At 63.1% G+C, this 24571-nt stretch carries 19 protein-coding genes; 2 read left to right on the top strand and 17 right to left on the bottom strand.

The window, feature by feature from the left end; translation table 11 throughout:
• Window positions 1-81 precede the first annotated feature (81 nt).
• The 8 genes from C8E00_RS12210 to C8E00_RS12170 form a co-directional block, all read right to left on the bottom strand.
• A complete protein-coding gene (locus C8E00_RS12210) occupies window positions 82-1017 on the bottom strand; it encodes a 4-hydroxyproline epimerase (protein WP_133697797.1) in 936 nt (311 codons plus the stop codon).
• 328 nt (window positions 1018-1345) lie between these two features.
• A complete protein-coding gene (locus tag C8E00_RS12205; protein ID WP_133697796.1) occupies window positions 1346-1612 on the bottom strand; it encodes a DksA/TraR family C4-type zinc finger protein in 267 nt (88 codons plus the stop codon).
• Window positions 1613-1779: 167 nt separating this feature from the next.
• Window positions 1780-2400, bottom strand: a complete 621-nt coding sequence (locus C8E00_RS12200; RefSeq protein WP_133697795.1) for a flavin reductase family protein — start codon at window positions 2398-2400, stop codon at window positions 1780-1782.
• A 106-nt stretch (window positions 2401-2506) separates the two neighbouring features.
• Window positions 2507-3358 (bottom strand): ABC transporter ATP-binding protein, encoded by an 852-nt coding sequence (locus tag C8E00_RS12195; protein WP_133697794.1) that lies wholly within the window; start codon window positions 3356-3358, stop codon window positions 2507-2509.
• Complete coding sequence (locus C8E00_RS12190) at window positions 3355-4437, bottom strand: FecCD family ABC transporter permease (RefSeq protein WP_243833187.1); 1083 nt, start codon at window positions 4435-4437, stop codon at window positions 3355-3357. Before C8E00_RS12190 ends, C8E00_RS12195 begins: the two co-directional genes overlap by 4 nt.
• 49 nt (window positions 4438-4486) lie before the next feature.
• Entirely contained in the window at window positions 4487-5527 is a 1041-nt protein-coding gene (locus C8E00_RS12185; protein WP_133697793.1) for a FecCD family ABC transporter permease, read from the bottom strand.
• A 44-nt stretch (window positions 5528-5571) separates the two neighbouring features.
• Window positions 5572-6489 carry an ABC transporter substrate-binding protein gene (locus tag C8E00_RS12180; RefSeq protein ID WP_133697792.1) on the bottom strand — a complete coding sequence of 306 codons (918 nt, stop codon included), beginning with the start codon at window positions 6487-6489 and terminating at the stop codon, window positions 5572-5574.
• A gap of 603 nt (window positions 6490-7092) precedes the next feature.
• The gene (locus tag C8E00_RS12170) at window positions 7093-7803 is read right to left on the bottom strand and encodes a dienelactone hydrolase family protein (protein ID WP_133697791.1); all 711 of its coding nucleotides are present in this window, start codon (window positions 7801-7803) and stop codon (window positions 7093-7095) included.
• Between the two features lie 225 nt (window positions 7804-8028).
• Here C8E00_RS12170 and C8E00_RS12165 point away from each other — a divergent pair, with 225 nt between their 5' ends.
• Both C8E00_RS12165 and C8E00_RS12160 read left to right on the top strand, forming a co-directional pair.
• Complete coding sequence (locus tag C8E00_RS12165; protein WP_133697790.1) at window positions 8029-9819, top strand: assimilatory sulfite reductase (NADPH) flavoprotein subunit; 1791 nt, start codon at window positions 8029-8031, stop codon at window positions 9817-9819.
• 10 nt (window positions 9820-9829) lie between these two features.
• On the top strand, window positions 9830-11560 hold the full coding sequence (locus C8E00_RS12160; protein WP_133697789.1) for an NADPH-dependent assimilatory sulfite reductase hemoprotein subunit: 1731 nt from the start codon (window positions 9830-9832) through the stop codon (window positions 11558-11560).
• A 94-nt stretch (window positions 11561-11654) separates the two neighbouring features.
• On the opposite strand, the gene C8E00_RS12155 is transcribed toward C8E00_RS12160, so the two are convergent.
• The 9 genes from C8E00_RS12155 to C8E00_RS12115 all read right to left on the bottom strand — a co-directional run bounded on the left by C8E00_RS12155 (window position 11655) and on the right by C8E00_RS12115 (window position 24270).
• A complete protein-coding gene (locus tag C8E00_RS12155) occupies window positions 11655-12590 on the bottom strand; it encodes a diiron oxygenase (protein WP_133697788.1) in 936 nt (311 codons plus the stop codon).
• A gap of 25 nt (window positions 12591-12615) precedes the next feature.
• Window positions 12616-13236: an anthranilate synthase component II gene (locus C8E00_RS12150; RefSeq protein ID WP_133697787.1), complete on the bottom strand. Its 621-nt coding sequence runs from the start codon at window positions 13234-13236 to the stop codon at window positions 12616-12618.
• A complete protein-coding gene (pabB, locus tag C8E00_RS12145; protein ID WP_133697786.1) occupies window positions 13220-15109 on the bottom strand; it encodes an aminodeoxychorismate synthase component I in 1890 nt (629 codons plus the stop codon). Before pabB ends, C8E00_RS12150 begins: the two co-directional genes overlap by 17 nt.
• A 253-nt stretch (window positions 15110-15362) precedes the next feature.
• Window positions 15363-17714: an FdhF/YdeP family oxidoreductase gene (locus C8E00_RS12140; protein WP_133697785.1), complete on the bottom strand. Its 2352-nt coding sequence runs from the start codon at window positions 17712-17714 to the stop codon at window positions 15363-15365.
• A 291-nt stretch (window positions 17715-18005) separates the two neighbouring features.
• Entirely contained in the window at window positions 18006-18407 is a 402-nt protein-coding gene (locus tag C8E00_RS12135) for a heme-binding protein (protein ID WP_133697784.1), read from the bottom strand.
• Between the two features lie 25 nt (window positions 18408-18432).
• Window positions 18433-19707: a glycolate oxidase subunit GlcF gene (glcF, locus tag C8E00_RS12130; protein WP_133697783.1), complete on the bottom strand. Its 1275-nt coding sequence runs from the start codon at window positions 19705-19707 to the stop codon at window positions 18433-18435.
• A gap of 2 nt (window positions 19708-19709) precedes the next feature.
• Complete coding sequence (gene glcE, locus C8E00_RS12125; protein ID WP_133697782.1) at window positions 19710-20834, bottom strand: glycolate oxidase subunit GlcE; 1125 nt, start codon at window positions 20832-20834, stop codon at window positions 19710-19712.
• A gap of 24 nt (window positions 20835-20858) precedes the next feature.
• Entirely contained in the window at window positions 20859-22358 is a 1500-nt protein-coding gene (glcD, locus tag C8E00_RS12120) for a glycolate oxidase subunit GlcD (protein ID WP_133697781.1), read from the bottom strand.
• A 217-nt stretch (window positions 22359-22575) separates the two neighbouring features.
• The gene (locus tag C8E00_RS12115) at window positions 22576-24270 is read right to left on the bottom strand and encodes an L-lactate permease (protein WP_075368095.1); all 1695 of its coding nucleotides are present in this window, start codon (window positions 24268-24270) and stop codon (window positions 22576-22578) included.
• Between the last annotated feature and the right edge of the window lie 301 nt (window positions 24271-24571).

Here is a 24571-nt window from a genome sequence, read left to right as displayed (position 1 = left end):
GTTCCTCGGAGGTTGGTCCATTGCATGTAGTGGCCTCAGCGCAGCGTGGTGACCGGCGCTGAAGCGTCGAGAGAAGTTGGGTTACTGACGCGTGATGCCCCAGGCGAATGGGTCCTGCTCATCGATGAGCAGGGTGGCATCGGCGCTGAGATGGGCGCGCCCCTTGATCGAAGGACGAACGCCATCGCCTTCCCGCTCGTAGAAGGCCTCGAAGCGGCTGCCGCAGATGCTCGCCTGTGTCCAGATCTGCCCCGGTGCCAGCTTGCCATCGGCGGCGAGACAGGCGAGCTTGGCGCTGGTGCCGGTGCCGCATGGCGAGCGGTCATAAGCCTTGCCGGGGCAGAGCACGAAATTTCGGCTGTCGGCCTCGCGGTCGTCGCAGAAGAGTTCGATGTGGTCGATCACGCTGTCGTTTTCCCCGGTGATCGACTGAGCCTCCAGCGCCTGACGAATGGCCCAGGTGTAGTCGGTGAGAGCCTCGACGTTGTCGAGTTCGAGGGACATGTCGTGGTCGCTGACCAGGAAGAACCAGTTGCCGCCCCAGGCGATGTCGCCGTGTACGGTGCCGTAGCTCGGCACCTCGACGGGGACCCGGCGGCGATAACGGTAAGAGAGGACATTGCGCACGGTCACGGCGCCATCGTCGTGAAGCTTGGCGCTGACGGGGCCCGCTGGCGTGTCGATCTTGTGGCAGCCCGGCGTCAACTGCCCCAGATGATGCAGTGATGCCACCAGCCCGATGGTGCCGTGGCCGCACATGCCGAGATAGCCGTTATTGTTGAAGAAGATGACCCCGCAACTGGCATCACTGGACTCGGGGGCGCAGTACAGCGCGCCGACCAGTACGTCGTGCCCACGCGGTTCCAGCATGATGGCCCGCCGCCATGCATCGTGGTTGTCGCGGAAGTCGTCGCATTTCTCGGCGATGGTACGACCGGAAAGCGCCGGCATGCCTTCCATGACCAGCCGTGTCGGCTCTCCCGCCGTGTGGGAGTCGATGACATGCACCCGTTTCATAAGCCACCTTCATTCCATCTTGTTAGGTTTTATATTTTATACAATCTTCAAGGAGGTTTGTGAAGCCATGGCCGACGATAATCTCACCGCAGGAGGCGGCCCGGGATACAGATCGAAAGAGGTGTGGACGCATGCAGGCGGCAGCCAGCGCCGGAGCGGCGAGCAAGACACCGCTTGAACGGGAAAAGCCGGAGGAATGCCACCGGCCGGGGGCAGGGAAAACGGTGGGACTGACATAGCCGCGCGCCCGGCCAGGAGGTGGAGTGTCACGCCTCGCTGGATGTCATGCGGGCAAGTTCAGGCGTGACGGAGAAGCATCAGACAGTAGCTAGCGCAGCTGACTGTCCTTGCTGCCGCGTCGATTGTAGCCATTGACGGCGGTGCGCTGCTTGTCGCGCTCGCTCTGACATGCGATGCACAAGCGCACGCCCTTTATCGCTTCGCGCCGCGCCTGGGGAATCGCCTCGCCGCATTCTTCGCAGTACGCGAGACTCTCTCCGCTGGGGAGCTCGCTCCGCGCGCGTTCCAGGGCGTCCTCGATGGTGCTGTCGATCTGCTCCTGGACGGCGCCGTCTTTCGACCATCCGCCTGCCATGGTCTGCCTCCTTCAGGGTCAACGGTCGTGTTTCGGGGATGTTGCCATCTGCGCCCCGTCGTGTCGCCCATGTCACGTCGGGGACGCTGACAGTATGGAACAACAAGTAGGGGACAACACGGGCGGCGATACATGCTGGCATTCGCGCGCCGGTGCCGAAGGTATCGTTATTTCGGGCGCGCCATCTTGAAGTTCTGCTCGGCGCTGATCTCGAAGTAGTCGGCGGGACCGCCGCCACGCAGGATGGGGTGGGCTGCGGCCGTTTGGTAAACGCCTTCGCGAAGCAGTTGCTTGTCGATATGCACGCCGACGACCTCGCCGAGCACCAGCCAGGTGTCGAGCGACGTCCCGTCGGCGGCCTGCAGGCGCACCACCTGGCTCAGCCGGCACTCGAAGGCAACGCGGGCTTCGGCGACGTGCGGGACCCCGACGACTTGGGAGGAACGCGGCGTCAGGCCGGCCAGCGCGAATTCGTCGACCTCGGGCGCTACGGCCGCGCAGCTTGCATTCATCTGCTCGGCGAGTGCTCGGGTTGCGAGGTGCCAGCAGAACTCGCCCGTCGCCTCGATATTACGCACGCTGTCCTTGTAGCCGATGCTGGAGAAGCCCACGATCGGTGGCGTGTAATTGAAGGCATTGAAGAAACTGTAGGGCGCCAGGTTCAAGTGGCCGTCGCGGTCCTGGGAAGAGATCCAGCCGATGGGGCGGGGCCCGACGATGGCATTGAAGGGGTCGTGCGGCAGGTCGTGGCCCTGGCGTGGCTCGTAGAAGTGAAATCCATCGCGCATGACATGCTCCTGATTGATCATGAAGAGTGCAGCGCCGGGCGTATTACCCGGGCGGACCGCTGGCGTGATGATGGTAGCCAGAGACGTGCGCTGGCGATAGGGGCGGCTAGGTCGCGCTGCCGTCGAGGGCGTCTCGCGTGCGGCGCACGTTGGTGAGCAGTGGTGCGCCGGTGGCGGGATCGGTCATCAGTGTGCAATCGACACCATACAGCCGTCGTACTAGATCGGTCGTGACCGTTTCGTGCGGCGGCCCCTCGGCGAGAATTCGACCTTGGTGCATGGCAATCAGGTGATCGGCGTAGCGACAGGCGCCGATCAAGTCGTGGATGACCATGACGATGGTCTTGCCCGTCGTGGTAAGCGATCGGATGAGCTCGTAGACTTCGACCTGATGGCCGAGGTCGAGCGCCGAGGTGGGCTCGTCGAGCAACAGCGTCGAGGTCTGCTGGGCGATGGCCATGGCGATCCATGCGCGTTGGCGCTGACCGCCTGAGAGCGCATCCACCGGACGCTCGGCAAGCGTCGTCAGCCCCGTCAGCTCGAGCGCTTCGTCGACGCCACGTTTGTCCTCGGGAGACCATTGACGCAGCCAGCTCTGATGCGGATGTCGGCCGAAACGTACCAGTTCGGCGACGGTCAATGCCTCGGGGGCATGGGGCTGTTGCGGCAGCAGCGCCAGGCGCTTGGCCAGTTGGCGGCTCGGCAGGCGCTGAATGTCCGCGCCATCGAGCAAGACCGTGCCCGCGCGCGGCTTGAGCAAGCGCGACATCCCCGACAGCAAGGTCGACTTGCCACAGCCGTTGGGGCCCACGATGGCCGTGACCTGCCCGCCAGGGAGGCGTAGCTCCAGCTCCTCGATGACGGATACGTTGCCATAGGCAAGCGATAGCCCCTGCGTCGCGATGTCCGGGGCGCTGTCGTGATCGGCGGACGTGGAAATGAAAGCCTCTTGGGTCATGGGGTCGTCCTGGCATTGGGGTTCAAGAGTATCCACAGCAGCAATGGGCTGCCGATCAACGCGGTGACGATGCCCACCGGGATCTCGATGGGGGCGAGCAGTACGCGCCCGAGCAGGTCGGCAGCCACCATGACCACCGCCCCGGCGAGGGTCGCGCCGAGCACGGGAACGGTGTTCCTGGCACTGAGCTGACGCGCAAACTCCGGGCCGATCAACGCCACCATGCCCACCGGTCCCGCCACCGCCACGGCCAGCCCGGGGAGAATCACCGCGACGCTCAGGGCGGCCATCCGACAGCGTCCCGCCGCGATGCCCAGACCGATGGCGACGGCATCGGAAAGTCGCAATACGGTGAGCGAGCGGGTCAGCCATATGCCAGCCAGCAACGCGGGCAGCAGGGCCAGCGACAGGCTCAGCACCGCGTGATCGGGGCGGGCATTGAGACTGCCCACCGTCCATGGATAGGCCGCATTGGCGGCATCGATGGAGACCCGCGTCAGCATGAGTTGGGTGATGGCGCCAAAGACGGCACCGACGCCGATGCCGGCGACCAGAAAGCGATACCCGCGCACACCGATGCGGCCCGTCAAGCCGAAGGTGAGTGCCGCGGCGACGGCGGCGCCGGTCAAGGCCATGGCCGGTGGCGCCAGGCTGATGCCGGTGCCCACCACGGAGGCTACGGCGAAGGCGGTGGCGCCATTATCGAGGCCGACGATGCCTGGCGTGGCCAGGCGGTTGCGCGCGACGGTCTGCATCAGGCAGCCGGCCAGGGCAAAGGCGCCTCCGGTGGCGATGCCGGCAACCACGCGTGGCAGACGCAGGTCGCGGATCACGAAGATGTCGAGCGGATCGCCTTCTCCGAACAAGGCGCGCAGCGTCGCCGGCAGCGATAGCGACGCGGCGCTGCCGGTATTCAGTGAGATGCCTGCCAGCAGTATCAGGAGCCCTAACAGCAGCAGGTTGACGAGCAGGTTGCGCTTGTCGACGATCACGCGCAGCGGGGAGCGCTGGCCCAGCGGCAACGCGAGGTAGTACTTGTCCTGTCGCACAGAGCTCGGAGCGTCGATGGGGGACGTCATGGCGTGGCCTGCGGAAGGTGTCGTGAATGAAGCGTCGGACATGTGCGGCCTATAGCGTTGGCAGCCGGCGGCCACGCACCACGCCGATCAGCACGGGCGCGCCGATCAGCGCCGTGAGCACGCCCAGCGGGAGTTCGGAAGGCGGCACCACGAGCCGCGAGACGATATCCGCACTGACAACCACGATAGGGCCCAGTGGCAAGCACAGCCATAGCGTGCGCCGAATGTCGGGGCCGGCCAGCGCGCGCGCGGCGAAGGGCACTACCAGCCCCACGAAGGCGATGGGGCCGGCCGCGGCAGTAGCGCCGCCCACCAGCAGGGCGACGACCACGATCACCAGCAGGCGCACGATGCGAGGATGATGCCCCAGCCCGATGGCGACGTGCTCGCCGAGTGCCAGTGCCGCGAGCGGGCGCGCGAGAATGACGGTCAGCAACGCGGCCACTGCCAGACTGGGGAATAGTGGCACCAGGTCGTCGAGTTGGCGGCCGGCGAGGCTGCCCACCACCCAGAAGCGAATTTCGTCTGCGGTGTATTGATCGTAGAGCAGGATCAGCGACGACAGCGAGTGCAACAAGCCCGACAGGATGGCCCCGGCGAGGATGAGGCGGACAGGGTCGTTGCCGATGCCTTGCAGTCGCGCGGCGGCCAGCACGCACAAGCATCCGCCCAATGCGCCAAGTTGGGCGACCGAGACGCGAAGCGTGGCGGCATCCGCTCCCCACAAAATGGCCAACGTCACGGCGAAGGCAGCCCCTGCGCTGACGCCCAGCAGCCCGGGCTCCGCCAGCGGGTTGCGCGTCACGGCCTGCAGCAACGCCCCCGCGATGCCGAGGGCGGCGCCTACCACCAGGCCGATCCACAGCCGGGGCGCGCGTAGCTCGGCGGTTACGAAACGGGCTTCGCTATCGTATGAGGCGGCGGTGCCTAAGTTCTGCAGCGCCTGCCAGGCGCGTGCAGGGCCGACGTCACCGGCCCCGTACAGCAAGCTCAACAGCGCGATGGCGGTCAGCAAGCCGGTCAGACCGAGCCACAGGCCGATCAATGAGCGTGGCTTGCCGAATGACAGACAATGAGTCAGGACACGCATGAGGTCATCGTTATCATCAAGTGCTTAGGCATCCGTGGACGCCATCATTGGGCCGCATCCATGGCGGAGGCGATATCGTCGAGGATTGCCTTTGCCGCCATCGGTCCGGACGCGCTGGTCCATAGCTGGCCGTCGACAGTAATGACGTGGTCCTGTTGCACGACGTCGAGGCGTTCGAAGGCCGGCGACTGCTTGGCGGCTGCGTACGCCTCATCACCTTCGGCGTTCAGCGTGGCCAGGAACAGATAGTCGTTGTCGATCCGCGAGAGGTTTTCGAGACTCAACGGATCGCTGTGCGGGCGCCCATCCTTGACGGTACCGCCATCGTCGACCGCAAAACCGCTTTTGCTGAGTAGTGTGTTGGAGAAGATTTGCGGTGCCATGACGATGGCGCCTTGCGGCATCCAGCGAATCAGGCTGGCGGTCGGAGAACCGTTCTGACGTTCGCTCAACGTCTCGGCCTTGGCATTGACCTCGGCGATGGCGTCATCGATGGCGTCGCTGCGCCCGAGTGCCTCGCCATAGACTCGTGCCTCATTCTCCCAGCTATCCATTTGATAGGGGGCGACATCCGGCACCACGGTCGGTGCGATGCGCGATAGCAGCTCGTACTGAGCCTCGGGCAGTCGCGGCGAAGCCAGGATGACATCTGGCTTGAGCGCCGCCACGGCTTCGATATTGGTTTCCCGCGGCGTGCCGACGATATCGATGTCCCCGGCCTCCTCGGTGAGGTAACGCGCGACGCCGTCACCGCCTCGGGTAGCGACCGCTCCCAATGGGGCCACGCCCGCCGTCAGTGCGGTATCCAACGCGTTGGTATAGAGCGTGACGACACGTGAAGGGGCGTCATCGACCTCCACCGTACCGAACGCGGTCTCCAAAGAGTTGGCGTTAGCCGGGAGTGTCGCGGATAGCGCGGCGATGCCGGCCGCCGCCATGCAAAGGCGTCGTAGAGAGGTCATGAGAGGCTCCTAATGGTAAATACCGCACTAGTGGTTACTACCGTGCTGGTTTGATCTCGCGCAAAGGTGTCTTTCACTGAAACGCGTGGAATAGTAAACGAGAACAAATGTAAATGAGAAGTCATCTCATGATGTTGCCGGCCACGTTCCGGTGCGCGGCGCCATGCCGAGCGAGCATGTCTTCATTGGCCTCGTGTTACACGAGGTCATGTTCGGCGTGGGACGTAATGTGTTAAGTTATTGTTTTTAAAGTTATATATTGGGATTAGAAGGGGCGAAGTAGGCGTGTCCGAGGCGGCGGCGAAGATGTGGGTGTTCTAGATGATGAAACAAGGCGTTCGTCTATCACCGAGTCGCTCTGGAAGGCCGCACCGCTCGGTGAGCGGTACGGGAGGGGGGATTATGCGCGGCGATCTGCAAGGACGCGCCGGCCGCGACGGCAATCCTGTTCATGGGGCTCGTCGACCCAGGGCTCGGCGATGCCCTGGGATATCCAGTCAGCGATACTGGGGTGCGCGAGTAGGCGTTGCGCAGAGAATAACCCCTCATGGGTCAGCGAGGCCCACGGCGTAGGAGCCTCGCGCTCGTGGGGGAGTGCAGCGGTCAGCCTTGTCCTTCCAGGAAGACCAGGGTGCGGCCGTGGGAGAGTGCCGCGGCGTGGCGGTGGTAGGCGCTGCGAGCCCAGCAGTTGAAACCGTGGTCGGCTCCGTCGTAGACGTGGATGGTGACGTCGTCGCGGTCGGCGAAGGTGGCGCGAACCTGATCGACGGTCGCGGCGGGGATATGCCCGTCGTTACCGGCGAAATGGAACTGTACCGGCACGTCGAGGCGCGGCGCCTTGTCCAGGTGCTTGTGAATGCCGCCGGGGTAGAAACTCGCCGCGCGGTCGACGCCCGACTCGATGGCGGCGAGATAGGCGAGAATGCCGCCCATGCAGTAGCCGATGGCAGTGACGTCGCCGTCGCACTCGCCGCGCTGTCGCAAGGCCTGGGTGGTGCTGGCCAGGTCCTTGACGGCTACCGTGAAGTCGATATCGCCGACGAGCTTGAAGGCCTTGTCCATGTCGGTACCTTCATAGGCAAGTTCGACGCCCGGCTCCTGACGCCAGAACACATCCGGTGCGAGCACCACATAGCCGTCCTGGGCGTATTGTTCGGCCACGCTGCGAATGTGGGCATTGACGCCGAAGATTTCCTGAATCAGCACGATACCGGGGCCCTTGCCGGCAGGTGGCAGGGCCAGGTAACCCTTGAAGGTCTGACCGTCGTGGGAAGTGATATCGATCCATTGAGTCGTGACGGCAGAGTCGCTCATGGTGTCTCCTTGGGTGGTGAGGCATTCAAGATATGAACCTAGTCTAGAGAGTTGGCACTATGAAGGCCAGGAGGTTTGCAGGCGAACGATAGTTCAGTCCCGTGGTCAGGCCTTTTAGTCGTTTAAAGAATATAAAAATCGCGTTTTAGAATTTTTCATTCTTTTCAGACTTGCTAGGCTAGAAGCCTTGGTTTTCCGAGCATTTACGCAACGATGAGAGGTCCAATGTCGCAAGGACGCTTGTCCGAATCGAACAGCCCCCTCAGCGCCGATCAGGCGCGACGGCTCAATGATGCGCTGGTCGATCTCGATGCCCGCCAGCGTGCTTGGCTGCAGGGCTATCTGGCCGGTCTGGATGCGCACGACGCGCCGGTGGTCGCTGAATCGCCGCCCTCGGCGCCCAGTGAGCCGCTGACCGTGCTGTTCGGCAGCCAAACCGGCAATGCCGAAGGTGTGGCCGAACAGGCGGCCGAGCGCGCGCGTGCCAGGGGACTCGAGGTCGAGCTGAAGGATATGGCGTCCTTCGGTAAGCAGGACCTCAAGCAGGCCACCCGGCTGATGGCGGTGGTCAGTACCCAGGGCGACGGTGACCCACCGGATAGCGCCTTGGGTTTTTACGAGCTGCTGGCGGGTCGCAAGGCGCCACGTTTGAGTGACGACCATCGCTTCGCTGTGCTGGGGTTGGGCGATGCCAGCTACGAGTATTTCTGCGAGTCCGGCAAGGTGCTCGATTCGCGGCTCGAAGCCCTGGGAGCGCAGCGGCTATGCACACGGGTCGATGCCGATGTCGATTATGAAGAGACCGCCACCCAGTGGGTCGACGCGACGCTCGAGGCGTTTGCCGCGCTCGCGGAGAGCGCGGCGCCGACGCAGGCGTCCGATGCCGGTGGTACGGCGGCCGCGACCTATTCACGTTCGACGCCTTTCCAGGCGGAAGTGCTGGAGATGCAGCCGCTCAACACCGAGGATTCCGATAAGCAGACGCTGCATGTCGAGCTCTCGCTGGAAGAATCGGGGCTGGAATATCAGCCGGGCGATGCGGTGGGCATCGTGCCGCAGAACGATCCTTCCTATGTCGATGAACTGTTGGCCGCCTTGCGACTGGATGGCGAGGCGCCGTTCGAGGAAGGACGCCAACTGCGCGATGCCTTGCTCAACGATTTCGAAGTCACCACCCTGACGCGCCCTTTTCTCAACCACTGGGCCGAGATCAGCGACGATGCCGAGCTGCGCCGCCTGCTCGATGAAGAGTCGCGCGACGAATTGCGCGAGTGGTTGCAGGGACGGCATATCATCGATGTGCTGGAGCAGTTTCCGGTCGAAGGCTTGGAGGCGGATACCTTCATCCGCGCATTGCGCAAGCTGCCGCCGCGCCTGTACTCGATTGCCTCGAGCCAGGCCGCGTCGCCCGATGAAGTGCATCTCACGGTGGCCGTCGTGCGCTATGAAACCCATGGCCGCGTGCGCGGCGGCGTAGCGACGACCTACCTCGCTGACCGTGTCAGTCCCGGCGATCAGGTGCCGATCTACATCGATCACAACAAGCACTTCAAGCTACCCGACGATGACGCAGCGCCCATCGTGATGATCGGCCCCGGCACGGGTGTGGCACCGTTCAGGGCCTTTCTGCAGGAACGCGAGGCGCGCGGTGCGAGCGGCGACAACTGGCTGTTCTTCGGCGACCGGCGACGGCGCAGCGACTTCCTGTATCAGGCCGAATGGCTGCAATGGCGCAAGATGGGATTGCTGACACGGCTCGACGTGGCGTTTTCCCGCGACCAGCAGGACAAGGTCTATGTGCAGGATCGTCTACGCGAACGGGCCGCCACCCTCTATGATTGGTTGCAGGCCGGGGCTTATGTCTTCGTGTGCGGCGATGCCGAGCGCATGGCGCCGGACGTCCACCAGGCCTTGCTCGATGTGATTCGCGAGCAGGGTGGGCATGACGAAGAAGCCGCTGCCGAGTACCTGCGTGACTTGCAGCAGCAAAAGCGCTATCAGCGCGACGTCTATTGAGGAGGCCGACATGGATATCATCGCCAAGATGCGTGACGTGTCGCTCGACGAGCTGCACCCCAATGAACGACTCAAGGTCGAGAGTCACTATCTTTACGGCACTCTCGAAGAGAGCCTGGCGGACCGCGCCACCGGCGCGGTCAACGAGGCGGATACGCAGCTGACCAAGTTCCATGGCTTCTATCAGCAGGATGACCGCGATGTACGCGACGACCGTCGCCATCGCAAGCTGGAACCGTTGTATTCGTTCATGGTGCGTCTGCGCCTGCCCGGTGGGCGCGTATCCCCTGAGCAGTGGCTGACGCTGGACGATAACGCCAAGCGTTATGCCAATGGCACGCTGCGCATCACCACGCGTCAGACCTTTCAGTATCACGGCGTGTTCAAGGAACACCTGCGCGGGCACCTGCAGGCGCTGGACAAGGCCATGATGGACACCATCGCCGCCTGTGGCGACGTCAATCGCAATGTGATCTGCACCGCCAACCCACACCGCTCTGCGGTACATCGTCAGGTCTATGACCTCGCGCATGAGGTCAGCACTCGCCTGCTGCCGCGCACTCGGGCGTATCACGAGATTTTCCTCGGCGAGGAGCGCGTGGCGGGGGGCCCCCAGGAAACCGACGACGAGGTCGAGCCGCTCTATACGCGGCATTATCTGCCGCGCAAGTTCAAGGTCGCGCTGGCGATTCCGCCTGAAAACGATGTCGATGTCTTCGCCCACGATGTCGGCTTCATCGCCGACGTCCAGGCGGGCGAGCTACAGGGGTTCAATGTCTGCATCGGGGGCGGCATGGGCATGACGCATGGGGAGCCCGCGACCTTCCCGCGGCTTTCCGACATCGTCGGCTACTGTACGCCTGATCGTGTGGCTGCCGTGTCGGAGGCGATCATGCTGGTGCAGCGCGATCACGGCAATCGTCAAGACCGCAAGCAGGCGCGTCTCAAATATACCGTCGAAGCGCTGGGTGTCGAGGGCTTTCGCGAGCGCGTCGAGGAGTATCTGGAGGAAGCATTGTCGCCGGCTCGCGAGTTGCCGCTCACCCATAACGGCGACCGACTCGGCTGGTATCAGGGCGATGACGGTCTCTGGCATTACGGATTGTTCGTTCAGAACGGACGCCTGGCGGATGTCGATGGCGGGCCGCAGCTCATGACGGGCATGCGCGAGATCGCCCAGGCGCACGATGGCGATATCGTGCTGACCACCAACCAGAACCTGATCATCACCCAGGTTCCCGAGACGCGGTGCGAGATCATCGACGAGCTGTTGGATCGCTACCGGATGACGGTCGAGGCGACGCCGCTGCGTCGTCATGCGATGGCCTGTGTGGCCTTCCCCACCTGCGGTCTGGCGATGGCCGAAAGCGAACGCTACCTGCCCTCGCTGATCGACCGTCTGGACGCGATCATGCATGACGCGGGACTCGACGACGACGCCATCGTGGTGCGCATGACGGGTTGCCCCAACGGCTGCGCACGGCCTTATCTGGCGGAAATCGGCTTCGTGGGCAAGACCCTGGGACGTTACAACCTCTATCTAGGGGGCGGTTTCGCCGGTGAGCGCCTCAACAAGCTCTACCGCGAGAACATCGACGAGGCGACCATTCTCGAGGAGCTCACGCCATTGATCCAGCGTTACGCCACCGAACGCGAGGCGGGCGAGCCCTTCGGCGACTTCGTGGTGCGTGCAGGCGTGATCGCCCCGACCCTGGCCGGACGAGAATTCCACGCGCGCTGAGCCGGCGCTCAGCCTTGCTTCCACTATGTCGTCAGCCACCATGCCTTGGCGCCTGGGTGCGCCAAGGCATGGTCTCCTGTCGCGGGGTGCCGTGTTATTGGAAAACGACGCTCGATCCCTCGTGAATGCCGATCTGCCGCAACAGTTTGACCAGTGCGCTGTAATCGCGAAGTGAGCGCTTCGTGCGGCTCTTCGAGGCCATGTCGCGCAGTATGCTCTCGCGTTCGGGAATCGCCAGGTAGTCGAGAATGGCGCGCCAGAATCCCACGTCGAGTTCGATGAAGTCGTCGATGGCGCGTAGCAAGTGGGCCCGAAAGATGGCTTGCTGTCCGGCCCCGAGACGCTCGTAAACGGCACGGGCGAGCTCACCGAAAATGGCCGCATGCGAGGCTTCGTCCTGGCGGTGAAGTTCGGTGTTCAGACGGTTGAGTGGTTGGATGCTGCGATCCTGTGAAAGACGTTTCAAAAACACGTTAATGGTCATCTCGGCCACAGTGGCGTAGGCCATGCGGATCAGTGCGAACTCACGTTCGTTGTCCGCCTTGGAAAGCGCTGTCTCCATGCGTTGCTCGAGCAGCGGCGTGGGAATGCGCAGGTCCTGGAGGCGGTGCTGGCGACGCGCGCAGTCGCAGACTTCCAGACACATCAGGATATGGAACTGCTCGTCGACCTGCGTCTGGGCGATGGCCTTCTTGGTGACGCTATCGCCTACGCCGGGCAACGCATCCTGCAGCAGCAGCGAGCACATGGGGTTGATGATCTTGTCCTCGACGAAGATCGTCTTCTCGTTGTAGTTGATCCAGGCGCCGGCCAGCATGCGGCGTTTGTCGGCGTCGTCGATGGCCTGAAAACGCGGATCGTCCCAGAAGGGCACCATCGATGGCGGAAAATCCGGCGCGCGGGTGTCGTAATATTCGCTCAGATCGAGTCGTGTCTTGCGCACCGCGACGCGCTGGTTCCAGCTCTCGGTGAGGCGCGCGAGGATCTCGCTTTCGCTGGCCTTCGTTGGGTGGGCGGTAGTGGTGTACATGTGGCGCTTTCCTTGAAAGAGCTATCTAGAAACCAGCCACTCGCTCTAGCGGTGGGTGATGTCGTTCGAGTCGGCGGAGGAAGTTCGCCAGCATGAGATGGCCATGCTCGGTGAGGATGGACTCGGGATGAAACTGCACGCCTTCGATATCCAGGTGGCGGTGACGAATGCCCATGACGTCCTCGATGTTGCCCTCGGCGTCACAGGTCCAGGCGCTGATCTCGAAGTCGGCCGGCATGCACTGGCGGGTGACGATCAGCGAGTGGTAGCGGGTCACGCGCACCGGTTGGCTGACGCCGGTGAACACGCCGCGGCCGTCGTGATTAACGAGTGACACCTTGCCGTGCATGACCTCGCGTGCATGTGCGATATGTCCCCCGAATGCTTCGGCAATCGCTTCATGGCCCAAACAGATGCCCAGAATCGGGACCTTGCCCGCGTAGGCCTTGATGACCTCGAGGGTGATGCCGGACTGCGATGGCGTGCAGGGGCCCGGCGAGATCAGAATGCCCTCTATGGCGTGGTCTGCCAGCTCATCCAGCGTCATCGCATCGTTCTTGACGATCCAGGGCTGAGTACCCAATTGGTTGAGGTAGGACACGATGTTGTAAGTAAACGAATCGTAGTTATCAATGAGACACAGCATAGGTTGCCTCCTGGCCGACCCAGGCAGTCAGGGTGTGTATGGCTTGTTCGCTGAGCATGACGGGAACGACGCCACGCACCGCGTTGGTGAGCCATATGGCGTCGGCATCGAGTAGATCCCGCGGTGTGATCGGGCGCTCGCAACAGCGCTCGCAACTCGCTGCGATGAGCGTTTCGCGGGCGATGCCGGGAAGCACGCCTTCGTCGAGCGGTGGTGTCAGCAGCATGCCATCCTTTTCGATGAACAAGTTGTGACGGCTGGCTTCGGTTACGCGGCCTTCTCGATTGAGGAAGGCGACGTCGTAATCGCCTTGCTCTTGATGTCTCCGATACTCGCTGTCGTAGACATCGCGTGCGCTGGTCTTGTAATGCAGCAGGAAGGCATGCTGATCGATGATATGGGTACTCATGCCTAGTTGCGCTGCCGACGGCGCTTCGCTCTCGGGCCCTAGCGGCGTGGTGACGATGTCGAACTGGCCATCATGGGCCAGGGACAGGCGCACCCTTGTGTCGTGACCGAGTCCGTCGATGGCCTCGTCGAGCGCATGTCGCACGCGTGGCCCTTCGAAGGCGAAATGCAAATCGTGCGCCGAGCGCGTCAGACGCTGCAGATGGTTCTCGAGATGCTCGATGCGCGCCTCGGCGTTGGAATAGCGCATCGTTTCGAAGAGCTGCAGGTCCTGATTGAGCCCGCTCAAGAAACGTGCCTTGAGCAGGCATTCCGCGTATTCGGCCTCGGGGTCGGACTCATGAAGCACGCCGCCGCCAATGCCCATCTCCGCGTGACCGTTGGCATATGCGATGCAGGTGCGGATGGGCACGTTGAAACAGAAATCGTTGTTAGGGGTCAGGTAGCCGATTGCGCCGGTATAGACGCCGCGCGGTTCGCGTTCCAGCTCTTCGATGATCTGCATCGTACGTATCTTGGGCGCACCGGTAATCGAGCCGCACGGAAACAGTTCGCGGAAGATATGCTCGATCCTGGCATCGGGAGCGATCCTGCCGGTCACCGTGGAAATCATCTGATGCAGTGTCTCGAATGTCTGTATCTCGAACAGATTCTTGACCGCCACGGAGCCTGGCGAGGCGACGCGGCTAACGTCGTTGCGCAGCAAATCGACGATCATCACGTTTTCGGAGCGTGTCTTCATGTCGTGGCGCATCGTGTCGAGAATATCGGTATCCTCTTCGACCGAGGCGCCGCGCGGGAAGGTGCCTTTCATGGGCTTGGATTCGAGTGCCGTGCCTTGCTTGCGCAGAAAGAGTTCCGGTGATAATGAGAGTACCGAGTATTCGGGAAAATTGAGCAATCCGCCGAACTCGACTTTTTGGCGACTGCGCAGTTTGCGATACAGCGCGATGGGGGCACCCTGGTATTCGAAGCGATATTTAAGTGTGTAATTGACCTGGTAAGTATCGCCTTCGCGAATATAGGATTTTATCTTGTCGATATTATCGAGGTATTCTTCGCGTCGTGCGTTGAGAGTCAGGTGGCGAAGAGCCGCCGGTGTCGTGTCGTGTGTGTGCGCTTCGAGAAATCGGCTGGCCTGGTGCTGCGACAAGCGGCGTACATCGCGAAACGCATAGAAATGCATGAGTGGGGTATCGCTATGGGCGCGCTTGCAAAACTTGAAATCCGGCTTGTCGGCAAGCGCGTAACCCGCTTCGTAGGCGAGATAGCCGCAGACATAATAGCCTTGCCCACGTAACTCATCGAGCTCGCGCAGCGCACCCTGCAGGGCGTCGTTGCGGTAACAGATGACTTCGTATTCAGGGCGTTCGAACAATAACGAAGCACGATGGCCGCTCGAGCAACGCGTGTTTTCGAGAAGTATGAATACATTGTCGTCTTGTTGCTCTTTGAGTTGCTGCATCGCCCTGCCCCTTGGAATTTAATTATATTTTTATTTAAGGGGGTGTGAGAGTTTATGTCAATAATGATTATATTGGTTCTAATGTGTTGCAGATTTAATCTAAAGTGTATTTTTAGTGTTTTAAAAATAGCATCGGGTCACGATGAAAAAGATGCGCGAGAGGCAGGAATTTTCTGCACTCGGCATGATGGAAAACGTCATGCCGCCACGCTCGAGGGGTGTCGCGACCTCGAACGTGGCGGTCTAGGTGCGCTCAGCCTGTGGCGAGCAGGCCGGTTTCCGCTTCCACTTCCTGCGTGCTCATCAACGCGAGCGTCACCGGGATCGACTTGCCGGCGATGGTGTTGCTCTGCTGGTCCCGGTTGCCGACGGGGATGAGATCGTTGACCTCAGGGTAGTAGGCACCGAGGCAGTTCTGCGGCAGGTCATAGGCGATGATCTTGAAGCCCGAGACCCGACGTTCGATGCCATCGTCGCTCACCGCTTTCAGCGTGACCTTGTTGCCGGCCTCGAAACGGTGCTTCTCGATGTCGGCGGGGTTCATCATCAGCACCATGCGGGTGCCGTAAATGTCCCGGTAGCGATCGTCGTACGAATACACGGTGGTGTTGTACTGGTCATGGCCGCGGATCGAGAGCAACTGAAAATGCGTGTCATCGGGCGTGGACTCATCCTCGGTCAAGTGCTCTTCGGGGAAAAGAAAGTGCGCCTTGCCGGAATCGGTGTTCCAGATTCGATCGCGGGCGGCGATATCGAGATGGAACACCCCGGTCGCGGCGAGCCGGGCATTGAAGTCGTAGAAGGTGTCCGGCTGGGTCGCTTCGATCTTGTCGCGGATGCGGGCGTAATCTTCGGCGAGCCATTCCCAGTCGACCTTGGGATTGGGCGTGAGTGTGGCACGCGCTAGCCCGGCGACGATGGCGACTTCCGACCGTAAATGCGGTGACGCCGGCGCCAGTGCGCCGGTCGAGGCTTGCACGTTGCACATGCCATCTTCGATGGTGATGGTCTGCTCGACGCCGGCCTGAATGTCCCTCTCGGTGCGGGCCAGCGCCGGCAGCAGGTAGGCCGCCTTGCCGTGGATCAGGTGGCTGCGGTTGAGCTTGGTGGCGATCTGCACGGTGAGCGGAATGTGCTTGACGCGGGCGGCGACGCGGGCCTGATCCGAAATTGCGCGGAAGAAGTTCCCGCCCATGCCGAGGAAGGCGTCCACCTCGTCGCGCAGGATGGCCTCGCAGCAGAGCGCCACGTCGTGGCCGTGTTCGCGACGGCAGTCGATGCCGAAGATCTCGTCCATCTTCGCCAGGAACGCCTCGCCGGACTTGTGGAAGATGCCCACGGTACGGTCCCCCTGGACGTTGGAATGGCCGCGCACCGGGCAGGCGCCGGCGCCGCGCCGGCCGATATGGCCACCCATCAGCAGCAGGTTGAGAAGCTGGTGGACATTGTCGCCGCCACGCATGTGCTGGGTGATGCCCATGCCCCAGCAGCAGATCACCCGCTCGGCCTTCATCCAGGCCGCGGCGGCTTGCTCGAGCGCCGCTCGTTCGAGACCGCTGTGGCGCTCGATACGCTCCCACGGCAGGTTGCGGCAGTGATCGGCAAACCTCGCGAAGCCCTCGGTGTGCATATCGATGAAGTCATGATCGATGACGCGCTCACCGTCTTTGTCGCGGGCTTCGTCGTCGACCTCGAGGATGCGCTTGCAGATGCCCTGGATCGCGGCGATGTCGCCGCCGATGCGCACCTGATGATACTGCGAGCTGATCGGCACGCCGTGATTGGTGAGCATGTCCCTGGGCGTCTGGGGGTTGGCGAACTTGACCAGTGCCCGCTCGCGCAGCGGGTTGAAGGTGATGACCTCGGCGCCACGCAGGCGCGCCTCGTGGAGCAGGCCCATCATGCGCGGACTGTTGGTGCCGGCGTTCTGGCCGAACAGGAAGATGCAGTCGGCGTGTTCGAAGTCCTCCAGCGTGGTGGTCGCCTTGCCCACGCCGATACTCTGCGGCAGCGCCACGGTGGTGGTCTCGTGGCACATGTTGGAGCAGTCGGGGAAGTTGTGGGTGCCGATCATCCGCCCGTAGAGCTGCCATAGAAAGGCGGCCTCGTTGGAGGTGCGTCCCGAGGTGTAGAGTTCGACGCGCGTCGGGTCAAAGGACGCGACGCGCTCGCCGATCTCGCGATAGGCGGTTTCCCAGTCGATGGGGTCGTATTTGTCCGTGGTGGCGTTGTAGCGCATCGGGTGGGTCAGGCGGCCCTGCTTCTCGAGGGCATGATCCGACCAGTCGAGCAACTCGGAAACCGTGTGGCTGGCGAAGAACTCCGGCGTGGTGCGTGCCGCCGTGGCTTCCCACGCCACTGCCTTGGCACCGTTCTCGCAGAACTCCGCCGGGCCGGGTTTGGCCGGATTGGGCCAGGCGCAACTCGGGCACTCGAACCCGCCCTTGGGCTGATTGATCTTGAGCATCAAGGCGTTGCCCTTGAAGGGCACTTTCTCGCGCAGGAAATGCGTCTCGGTGGCCCGGATCGACTGCCAGCCGCCGCCGGGTGCATCGTGTTTGCCCTGCTTGCCGTGCAGTTCGTCATCCTTGAGTGGGTGTGCCATGACCGTCGCCTCTTGGGTATCGCGCCCGCGCCACTAGATGTGTCGCGGGCTTATCGTATGGTGGCTAGTGAATACGTGATGATGAGTATGGCAAGGAATGCGGGATTTTGCAGGTGGCGGCGACCGAGCCCGCGATTGGCGTAAGACGGCAGAGGAATAGAAAAGGAGGCAGGCGGGGAGGAAGCACCGGCTGTCGGACCATGCCGAACGGTATAGCGAGGCACGCCGGTGCGTGCCTCGCCGGGCTGCGTTCGTCAGGGTGTGAGTGTCAGGATGTGCCTGCCAGGACCGTCAAGACAATGCCGCCACGGCGGCCTTGGCCACGTGCACGTCCTGATCGGGCTTGACGCCGGAAATCCCCACGCTGGCGACGACCTCGCCGTCGATGATCAGTGGCACACCACCAGCGAGCAGCGCTTGCATCGGTGCGCTGACGAAGGCGGTGCGACCGTTATTGATCATGTCCTCGAAGGCCTGGGTTTCCTTGCGCCCGATGGCGGCGTTGCGGGCCTTTTCGGTGGCAATGCCGGCGCTGAACGGGGCGGCGCCATCCAAGCGACGCAGGCCGAGCAGATGGCCGCCGGCATCGGCCACGGCGATGGTCACCGCCCAACCATTGGCTTCGGCTTCTCGTTGCCCGGCGTCGAGCAATTGATTGACGTCACTGAGTTCGAGTACGGCTTGAGTTTTCATGTAGATCTCCTGGTGAGAATGTGAGCTACGGGCTAGGTGTCGATGCTGTCTGCGTGTCGTCGCCCGCTGTCGATGTCAGCGCCTCGTCGACGACTTCGATCCAGTGCCGGACGGGGGTGCGGCCTGCGCCTGCCAGGTGGGTCTGACAGCCAATGTTGGCGGTGACGATCTGCTCGGGTTGCCCGGCCTCGAGCGCATCGAGTTTGTCGTTGCGCAATTGTGTCGCCAAGGCCGGCTGCGTGATGGAGTAGGTCCCCGCCGACCCACAGCATAGATGGGGATCGCGTACGGGGGAGAGCGAGAAGCCCAGTCGACCGAGCACGCTTTCCACGGCGCCGCCCAGTTTCTGGGCGTGCTGCAGCGTGCAAGGGCAGTGGAAGGCGAGCCGCGCGTCGCCGTGAAGCGTCAATGCTTCCAAGTCTTCTTCGCGCAGAATCTCCACCAGGTCCTTGGTCAGGGCGCTGATGCGTTTTGCCTTGTCGGCGTAGTGCGGGTCGTCGGCGAGCATGTCGCCGTATTCCTTGACGAAGGCGCCACAGCCGCTGGCGGTCTGCACGATGGCTTCGACACCGGCGTCGATGTGCGGCCACCAGGCGTCGATATTGGCCCGCATGCGGTCGCGGCCGTCCTCCTGGGCATTGAGATGGTAGTCGATGGCACCGCAACAGCCTGCCGCCGGGGCCGCTTTCAGGGCGATGCCCAGCCGGTCGAGAACGCGGGTCGCGGCGGCGTTGGTGTTGGGCGCTAGCCCCGGCTGTACGCAACCCTCGAGCACCAGCATGTGTCGGGGATGGCGTGCGGGGGTGGCCCGCCCCACGTTGACTGCACGAGGGGGAATCTTGTCCTTGAGCGGTCCCGGCGCCAGGGGGCGAAAGGTCTGTCCCAACGCGAGCAATGCTTGAAACCGCCGCGGCTCGACCAGTGCCTTGCGTAGGCCGTAGCGCAAGGCCCGCTCCTTGGCAGAGCGCCCGACGCGACGCTCGACCTCGGCGCGTCCGATGTCGAGCAGCTTATGGTACTCGACGCCCGAGGGGCAGGTGGTTTCGCAGTTGCGACAGCTCAGGCAGCGGTCGAGGTGGGTCTGCGTTTCGTGAGTGACCTGATCGTCGTCATCGCGGCTTTCCAGCAATTCCTTCATCAGATAGATGCGCCCGCGTGGGCCATCGCGCTCGTCGCCCAGCAGCTGATAGGTCGGGCAGGTGGCGTTGCAGAAGCCGCAGTGCACGCACGATCGCAGGACGCGGTCGGCCTCGCGGATGTGCGGTTGGCGCAGCGCCTCGTCGGAAAAATTCGTCTGCATGGCTATAGCCCCTCGTAGAGTCGCCCGGGATTGAAGATTCCCCTTGGGTCGAGCTTGGCCTTGAGCTGGCGATGATATTTGTCCATCACCACGGAAAGCGGTGTGAACGGCGCGTCGACGCCGTGCGCTTGGTTACGGTCGACAAGGGTGGCATGGCCGCCGGCCTGAGCGGCGTGCTGACGAATCGTCCCGGCAGGCAGCTCGCTGCGCAGCCAACGTTGGGCACCGGCCCAGTCGACGAGCGTGTCGCCGTCGAGTGCCAGGGGCGGCGCGCGATGCGGTAGCGATAGCCGCCAGAGCGGGCGCTCGTCGTGCCGACGCGAGAAGAACGCCAGTTCGAGCTCGCGCAGTCGTTGCCAGAAATCGGCGTCGTCCGGCTCGCCGCCGAGCCGCGTCTGCGTGTTGCTAACCGAGCTGGCACCGCCTTCCAGGCGAATATGCAGTGCCTCGCCGTCGTGGGCGGCACCGGTGATGGGCAGTGGCTCGCGTCCCCACTCGGCAAGGCGCGCCATGGCGGTGTCGCGGGACATTTCCAGGCGTAGCGTAGCACTGGCGGCGGGGCGCGGCAGGACTTTGAACGAGACCTCGTCGATCACCCCCAGCGTGCCCTGGGCGCCGACCATGAGTCGCGAGAGATCGTAACCGGCGACGTTCTTCATGACCTCGCCACCGAAATGCAGCCGCTTGCCGTCATGGGTGATCATGCGTGTGCCGAGCACGAAATCGCGCACGCTGCCGGCCCATGGACGGCGTGGACCGGAAAGTCCGCAGGCCACGGTGCCGCCAACCGTCGCATTTTCGCCGAAATGAGGGGGCTCGAAGGCCAGTTGCTGGCCCTCTTGAGCCAATGCGGCTTGCAGATCGGCCAGGCGGGTGCCGGCGCGTACCGTGACCACCAGTTCGACGGGGTCGTAGTTGACGATACCGGTGTGTTCGGCCAGCGAGAGCGTTTCGCCGACGACCGGTCGACCATAGAACCCTTTGCTGCCACCCCCGACAAGGCGCAGCGCCGTGCCGGTCGCCGCGGCTTGGCGCACGCCTTCGAGCAGAGCCTCGCTGGCATCGTGATCGCGCGCCGGCAAGGTGCGTGCGTCCTGTGGCGGATGTTGGTCCTGTGGATGCATCATGTTCTCTCCTTCGCACGCATGCCGTTAGAAACGCGGCAATTCGGGGTGGGGCAGATTGCCGTGATGCACGTGCATGGCACCGAATTCGGCGCAGCGTGCCAGCGTCGGAATGTTCTTGCCCGGGTTGAGCAGCCCGTGCGGATCGAAGGCGGCCTTGACGGCATGAAAGATCGTAATCTCGTCGGCGTTGAACTGGGCGCACATCTGGTTGATCTTCTCGCGTCCCACGCCATGCTCCCCGGTGATGCTGCCACCGACTTCGACGCAGAGTTCGAGGATCTTGCCGCCGACTTCCTCGGCCAGTGCCAGCTCGCCCGGCGCATTGGCATCGAACAGGATCAGCGGGTGCATGTTGCCGTCGCCGGCATGGAAGACATTGGCCACGCTCAGGCCGTGGGTCGCCGAGAGGTCGGCGATGCCCTTGAGCACGCGCGGCAGCTCACGCCGGGGAATGGTGCCGTCCATGCAGTAGTAATCGGGGGACATGCGTCCCACCGCGGGGAAGGCGTTCTTGCGCCCGGCCCAGAAGGTGGCGCGCTCGGCGTCGTCCCGTGCCAGGCGGATATCGGTGGCACCGACCGCCTCGAGAACGCCACGCACCGTGTCGCAGTCGTCGTGAACGTCGGCCTCCACGCCATCCAGCTCGCACAAGAGGATGGCTTCGGCCTCCACCGGATAACCGGCCTTGACGAAGTCCTCGGCAGCCTGGATGGCCAGTTTATCCATCATCTCCAGACCGCCGGGGATGATGCCGGCGGCGATGATATCGCCCACTGCCTTGCCGGCCTTCTCGACGTCGTCGAAGCTGGCCATCAACACCTTGGCGCTTTCCGGTTGAGGTAACAGTTTGACGGTGATCTCGGTGATCACGCCGAGCATGCCTTCGGAGCCGGTGAACAGTGCCAGCAGGTCGAAGCCTGGCGTATCCAGCGCCTCGCTGCCGAGCGTGATGTGTTCACCCTCGATGGTCAGGATGTTCACCGCGAGCACGTTGTGCACGGTCAGCCCGTACTTGAGGCAATGCACGCCCCCGGCGTTCTCGGCGACGTTGCCGCCGATCGAGCAAGCGATCTGCGACGAGGGATCGGGCGCGTAATACAGGCCATGCGGCGCCGCCGCCTCGGAAATCGCCAGGTTGCGCACACCGGGTTGCACACGTGCGGTGCGGGCATCGGGATCGACGTCGAGAATGCGGCTGAAGCGTGACATGACCAGCAATACGCCTCTCTCGAGGGGCAAGGCGCCGCCGGAGAGGCCGGTCCCCGCACCGCGCGTGACCACCGGAACGCCTTGAGCGTGACAGATGCCGAGAAGGGCTTCTACCTGCTCCAGCGTATCGGGCAATGCCACCAGCATCGGCAGCACGCGGTATGCCGAGAGGCCGTCGCACTCGAAGGGGCGCAGGTCCTCCTCGCGATGCAGCAGTGTCATGCCGGGGAGGTGCGCGGTCATGTGCGCGACAAGGGCATCCTTGTCGATCGCCGGCAGCGTGCCATCCAGGCGTTCGTCAAAGAGGATGTTCATGGGGGCTCCTTGGGCAATGCCGCCACGCATGGGCGGGGACGTTCGGTGCATGGCCTCGCCGCTTATGGAAAGTGTTTCCATATTCTCTTATGACATGCGGTCGTGCCTATTAGCCGAAAGCCTAATCGATGGGAAATTGGTAATACCAATAGAGACCCCGCCTCGGCATGGCCGAGGCGGGGCGGTGGGCGTGAGAAATGCAGGATGCGGTGGCGGTCTAGCCTATGAGAGGGTCGCTTACGCCGATCACATAGAAGGCAATCAATCCGAGGAGGCCGGTGAAGGCCACATAGTACAGCGTGGGGAGGATCGTCTTGCGCAGCGTGGTGCCTTCGCGGCCCAGCAGTCCCACGGTGGCGGAGGCAGCGACCACGTTGTGAATGGCGATCATGTTGCCGGCGGCGGCCCCCACGGCCTGCAGTGCCACCATCATGGCGGTGGAGACGCCCAAGGCCTCGGCGACGCTGAACTGGAAGTCCGACAGCATCAGGTTGGACACCGTGTTGGAGCCGGCGATGAAGGCGCCCAGTGCCCCGACGGCGGGCGCGAAGAATGGATAGACATGGCCGACCCCATCAGCCACCAGTTGTGCCATGGCCACCGGCATCGACGCCAGGTCGGCACCATTGACGCCGGAGTTGATCAGGATGCGCACCATGGGAATGGTGAACAGCAGTACGAAGCCGGCACCCAAAAGCGTGCGCGTCGATTCGGAGAACGCCTCCTTGACCTGCTGACCACGCATGCGGTGCAGCAGTACCGTGATCAGGACCACGATGACGAGGATTCCACCGGGCAGATAGAGTGGCTCGAGGCTGCCGGCGATATCGCTCTCGCCGAGTATGCTGCGCCAGCCGATGCTCAGCGACACGAGCGCTTCTTTGACGGGTTCGACAGTGCGCGAGATGACCAGCAGCACAGCCAGCAGGACGTAAGGCAGCCAGCCCATGAAGACCGACATCGGCGCGCGACCGGCCACGTCATCGAACTTGATGTCGAGGTTGCCGATCCATTCCTTCGGCCAGGAGGTGGCATCCGGAAAATCCCAGGTGGTCTTGGGCAGCAGGAAGCCTTTCTTGGCGGCGGGTACGACGATGGCCAGTCCCACCATGGCACCGATCATGGAGGGAAATTCCGGTCCCAGCAGGACGCCGGCCAGTGCATAGGGCACGACGAAGCTGATGCCCGCGAAGAGTGCGAAAGGGGCGATTTCCAGGCCATCGCGCCAGGAGCGTCGTTCACCAAAGAAGCGTGCCATCACGGTGACCATGATCAGTGGCATCAGTAGGCCCACGATGGCATGGGTAATGGCGACTTCGGAGGTGATCAGCTGAAAGTAGGCGTCCCAGCCGGCGCCATTCGCGGTGAGCGTGTCGCTGATGCCGGCTTTGTCGAGCCCGCCGCTGACGCCGACCACGATGGGCGTGCCTACGGCACCGAAAGACACCGGGGTGGACTGGATCATCATGCCCACCACCACCGCGGCCAAGGCGGGGAAGCCGAGCGCCACCATCAGCGGCGCGGCGACGGCGGCGGGGGTGCCGAACCCGGAGGCGCCTTCGATGAAGCAACCGAACAGCCAGGCCACGATGATCGCCTGGACACGGCGGTCGGGGCTGATACCCGAGAAGCCGTTGCGAATGGCGGCAATGCCACCCGATCGTTTCAAGGTATTGAGCAACAGGATGGCGCCGAAGATGATCCACAGGATCGCCACGGTCAGGATCAAGCCCTGAAAGGTCGAGGCCAGCACACGCGTGAAGGTCATGTCCCAGGCCAGCAGGGCGATCATTGCCGTGACCAGAAACACCACGGGCATGGCGGTCTTGGCCTGGATTCGGAAGCCAATCAGCAATACGCCGGCCAGTACCAATGGCGTGAAGGCGAGTAGCGAGAGCAGCGTTTGATTCATGGAAGTGCCCCTGATGGTGTCGTTGTACAGTGCAAGACGCTTGGCTGGGTTCAGCGGCTGATGTGCGTCGTCGAGCGAAAGATAACCGTCAAACTCCGCTAGGCCAATCCTTGGATAATTGGTAATACCAATATGGTTAGTGTGCCCATGAACTCAAAAAATAAAGGGCAATCATGAGGTTGGAGTTAGCCTTCCTACCTTGGTCGGAGGCCTGCAAGGCGCTTTGGCAGCGCTCGACGGCATTTTGATTCGACTAATAGACGAGACGTTTCAAGGTTCACAGGGGTGTCAGGGCGCGGGT

Origin of the sequence: Chromohalobacter marismortui (genome assembly GCF_004364315.1) — a bacterium.
GTDB classification, from domain to species: domain Bacteria; phylum Pseudomonadota; class Gammaproteobacteria; order Pseudomonadales; family Halomonadaceae; genus Chromohalobacter; species Chromohalobacter marismortui.
This window is presented reverse-complemented; position numbering and strand designations above follow the sequence as displayed.

What these genes read in the sequence shown, in the direction of transcription:
- C8E00_RS12200 (WP_133697795.1), bottom strand. Translation starts at nt 2,400, where the DNA reads ATGCGCGATGGATTTCACTTCTACGAGCCACGCCAGGGCCACGACCTG.
- C8E00_RS12160 (WP_133697789.1), top strand. Translation starts at nt 9,830, where the DNA reads ATGGATATCATCGCCAAGATGCGTGACGTGTCGCTCGACGAGCTGCAC.
- C8E00_RS12155 (WP_133697788.1), bottom strand. Translation starts at nt 12,590, where the DNA reads ATGTACACCACTACCGCCCACCCAACGAAGGCCAGCGAAAGCGAGATC.
- C8E00_RS12135 (WP_133697784.1), bottom strand. Translation starts at nt 18,407, where the DNA reads ATGAAAACTCAAGCCGTACTCGAACTCAGTGACGTCAATCAATTGCTC.
- C8E00_RS12205 (WP_133697796.1), bottom strand. Translation starts at nt 1,612, where the DNA reads ATGGCAGGCGGATGGTCGAAAGACGGCGCCGTCCAGGAGCAGATCGAC.
- C8E00_RS12195 (WP_133697794.1), bottom strand. Translation starts at nt 3,358, where the DNA reads ATGACCCAAGAGGCTTTCATTTCCACGTCCGCCGATCACGACAGCGCC.
- C8E00_RS12210 (WP_133697797.1), bottom strand. Translation starts at nt 1,017, where the DNA reads ATGAAACGGGTGCATGTCATCGACTCCCACACGGCGGGAGAGCCGACA.
- C8E00_RS12165 (WP_133697790.1), top strand. Translation starts at nt 8,029, where the DNA reads ATGTCGCAAGGACGCTTGTCCGAATCGAACAGCCCCCTCAGCGCCGAT.
- C8E00_RS12150 (WP_133697787.1), bottom strand. Translation starts at nt 13,236, where the DNA reads ATGCTGTGTCTCATTGATAACTACGATTCGTTTACTTACAACATCGTG.
- glcD (WP_133697781.1), bottom strand. Translation starts at nt 22,358, where the DNA reads ATGAACATCCTCTTTGACGAACGCCTGGATGGCACGCTGCCGGCGATC.
- C8E00_RS12140 (WP_133697785.1), bottom strand. Translation starts at nt 17,714, where the DNA reads ATGGCACACCCACTCAAGGATGACGAACTGCACGGCAAGCAGGGCAAA.
- C8E00_RS12190 (WP_243833187.1), bottom strand. Translation starts at nt 4,437, where the DNA reads ATGACGTCCCCCATCGACGCTCCGAGCTCTGTGCGACAGGACAAGTAC.
- C8E00_RS12115 (WP_075368095.1), bottom strand. Translation starts at nt 24,270, where the DNA reads ATGAATCAAACGCTGCTCTCGCTACTCGCCTTCACGCCATTGGTACTG.
- pabB (WP_133697786.1), bottom strand. Translation starts at nt 15,109, where the DNA reads ATGCAGCAACTCAAAGAGCAACAAGACGACAATGTATTCATACTTCTC.
- glcF (WP_133697783.1), bottom strand. Translation starts at nt 19,707, where the DNA reads ATGCAGACGAATTTTTCCGACGAGGCGCTGCGCCAACCGCACATCCGC.
- glcE (WP_133697782.1), bottom strand. Translation starts at nt 20,834, where the DNA reads ATGATGCATCCACAGGACCAACATCCGCCACAGGACGCACGCACCTTG.
- C8E00_RS12170 (WP_133697791.1), bottom strand. Translation starts at nt 7,803, where the DNA reads ATGAGCGACTCTGCCGTCACGACTCAATGGATCGATATCACTTCCCAC.
- C8E00_RS12180 (WP_133697792.1), bottom strand. Translation starts at nt 6,489, where the DNA reads ATGACCTCTCTACGACGCCTTTGCATGGCGGCGGCCGGCATCGCCGCG.
- C8E00_RS12185 (WP_133697793.1), bottom strand. Translation starts at nt 5,527, where the DNA reads ATGCGTGTCCTGACTCATTGTCTGTCATTCGGCAAGCCACGCTCATTG.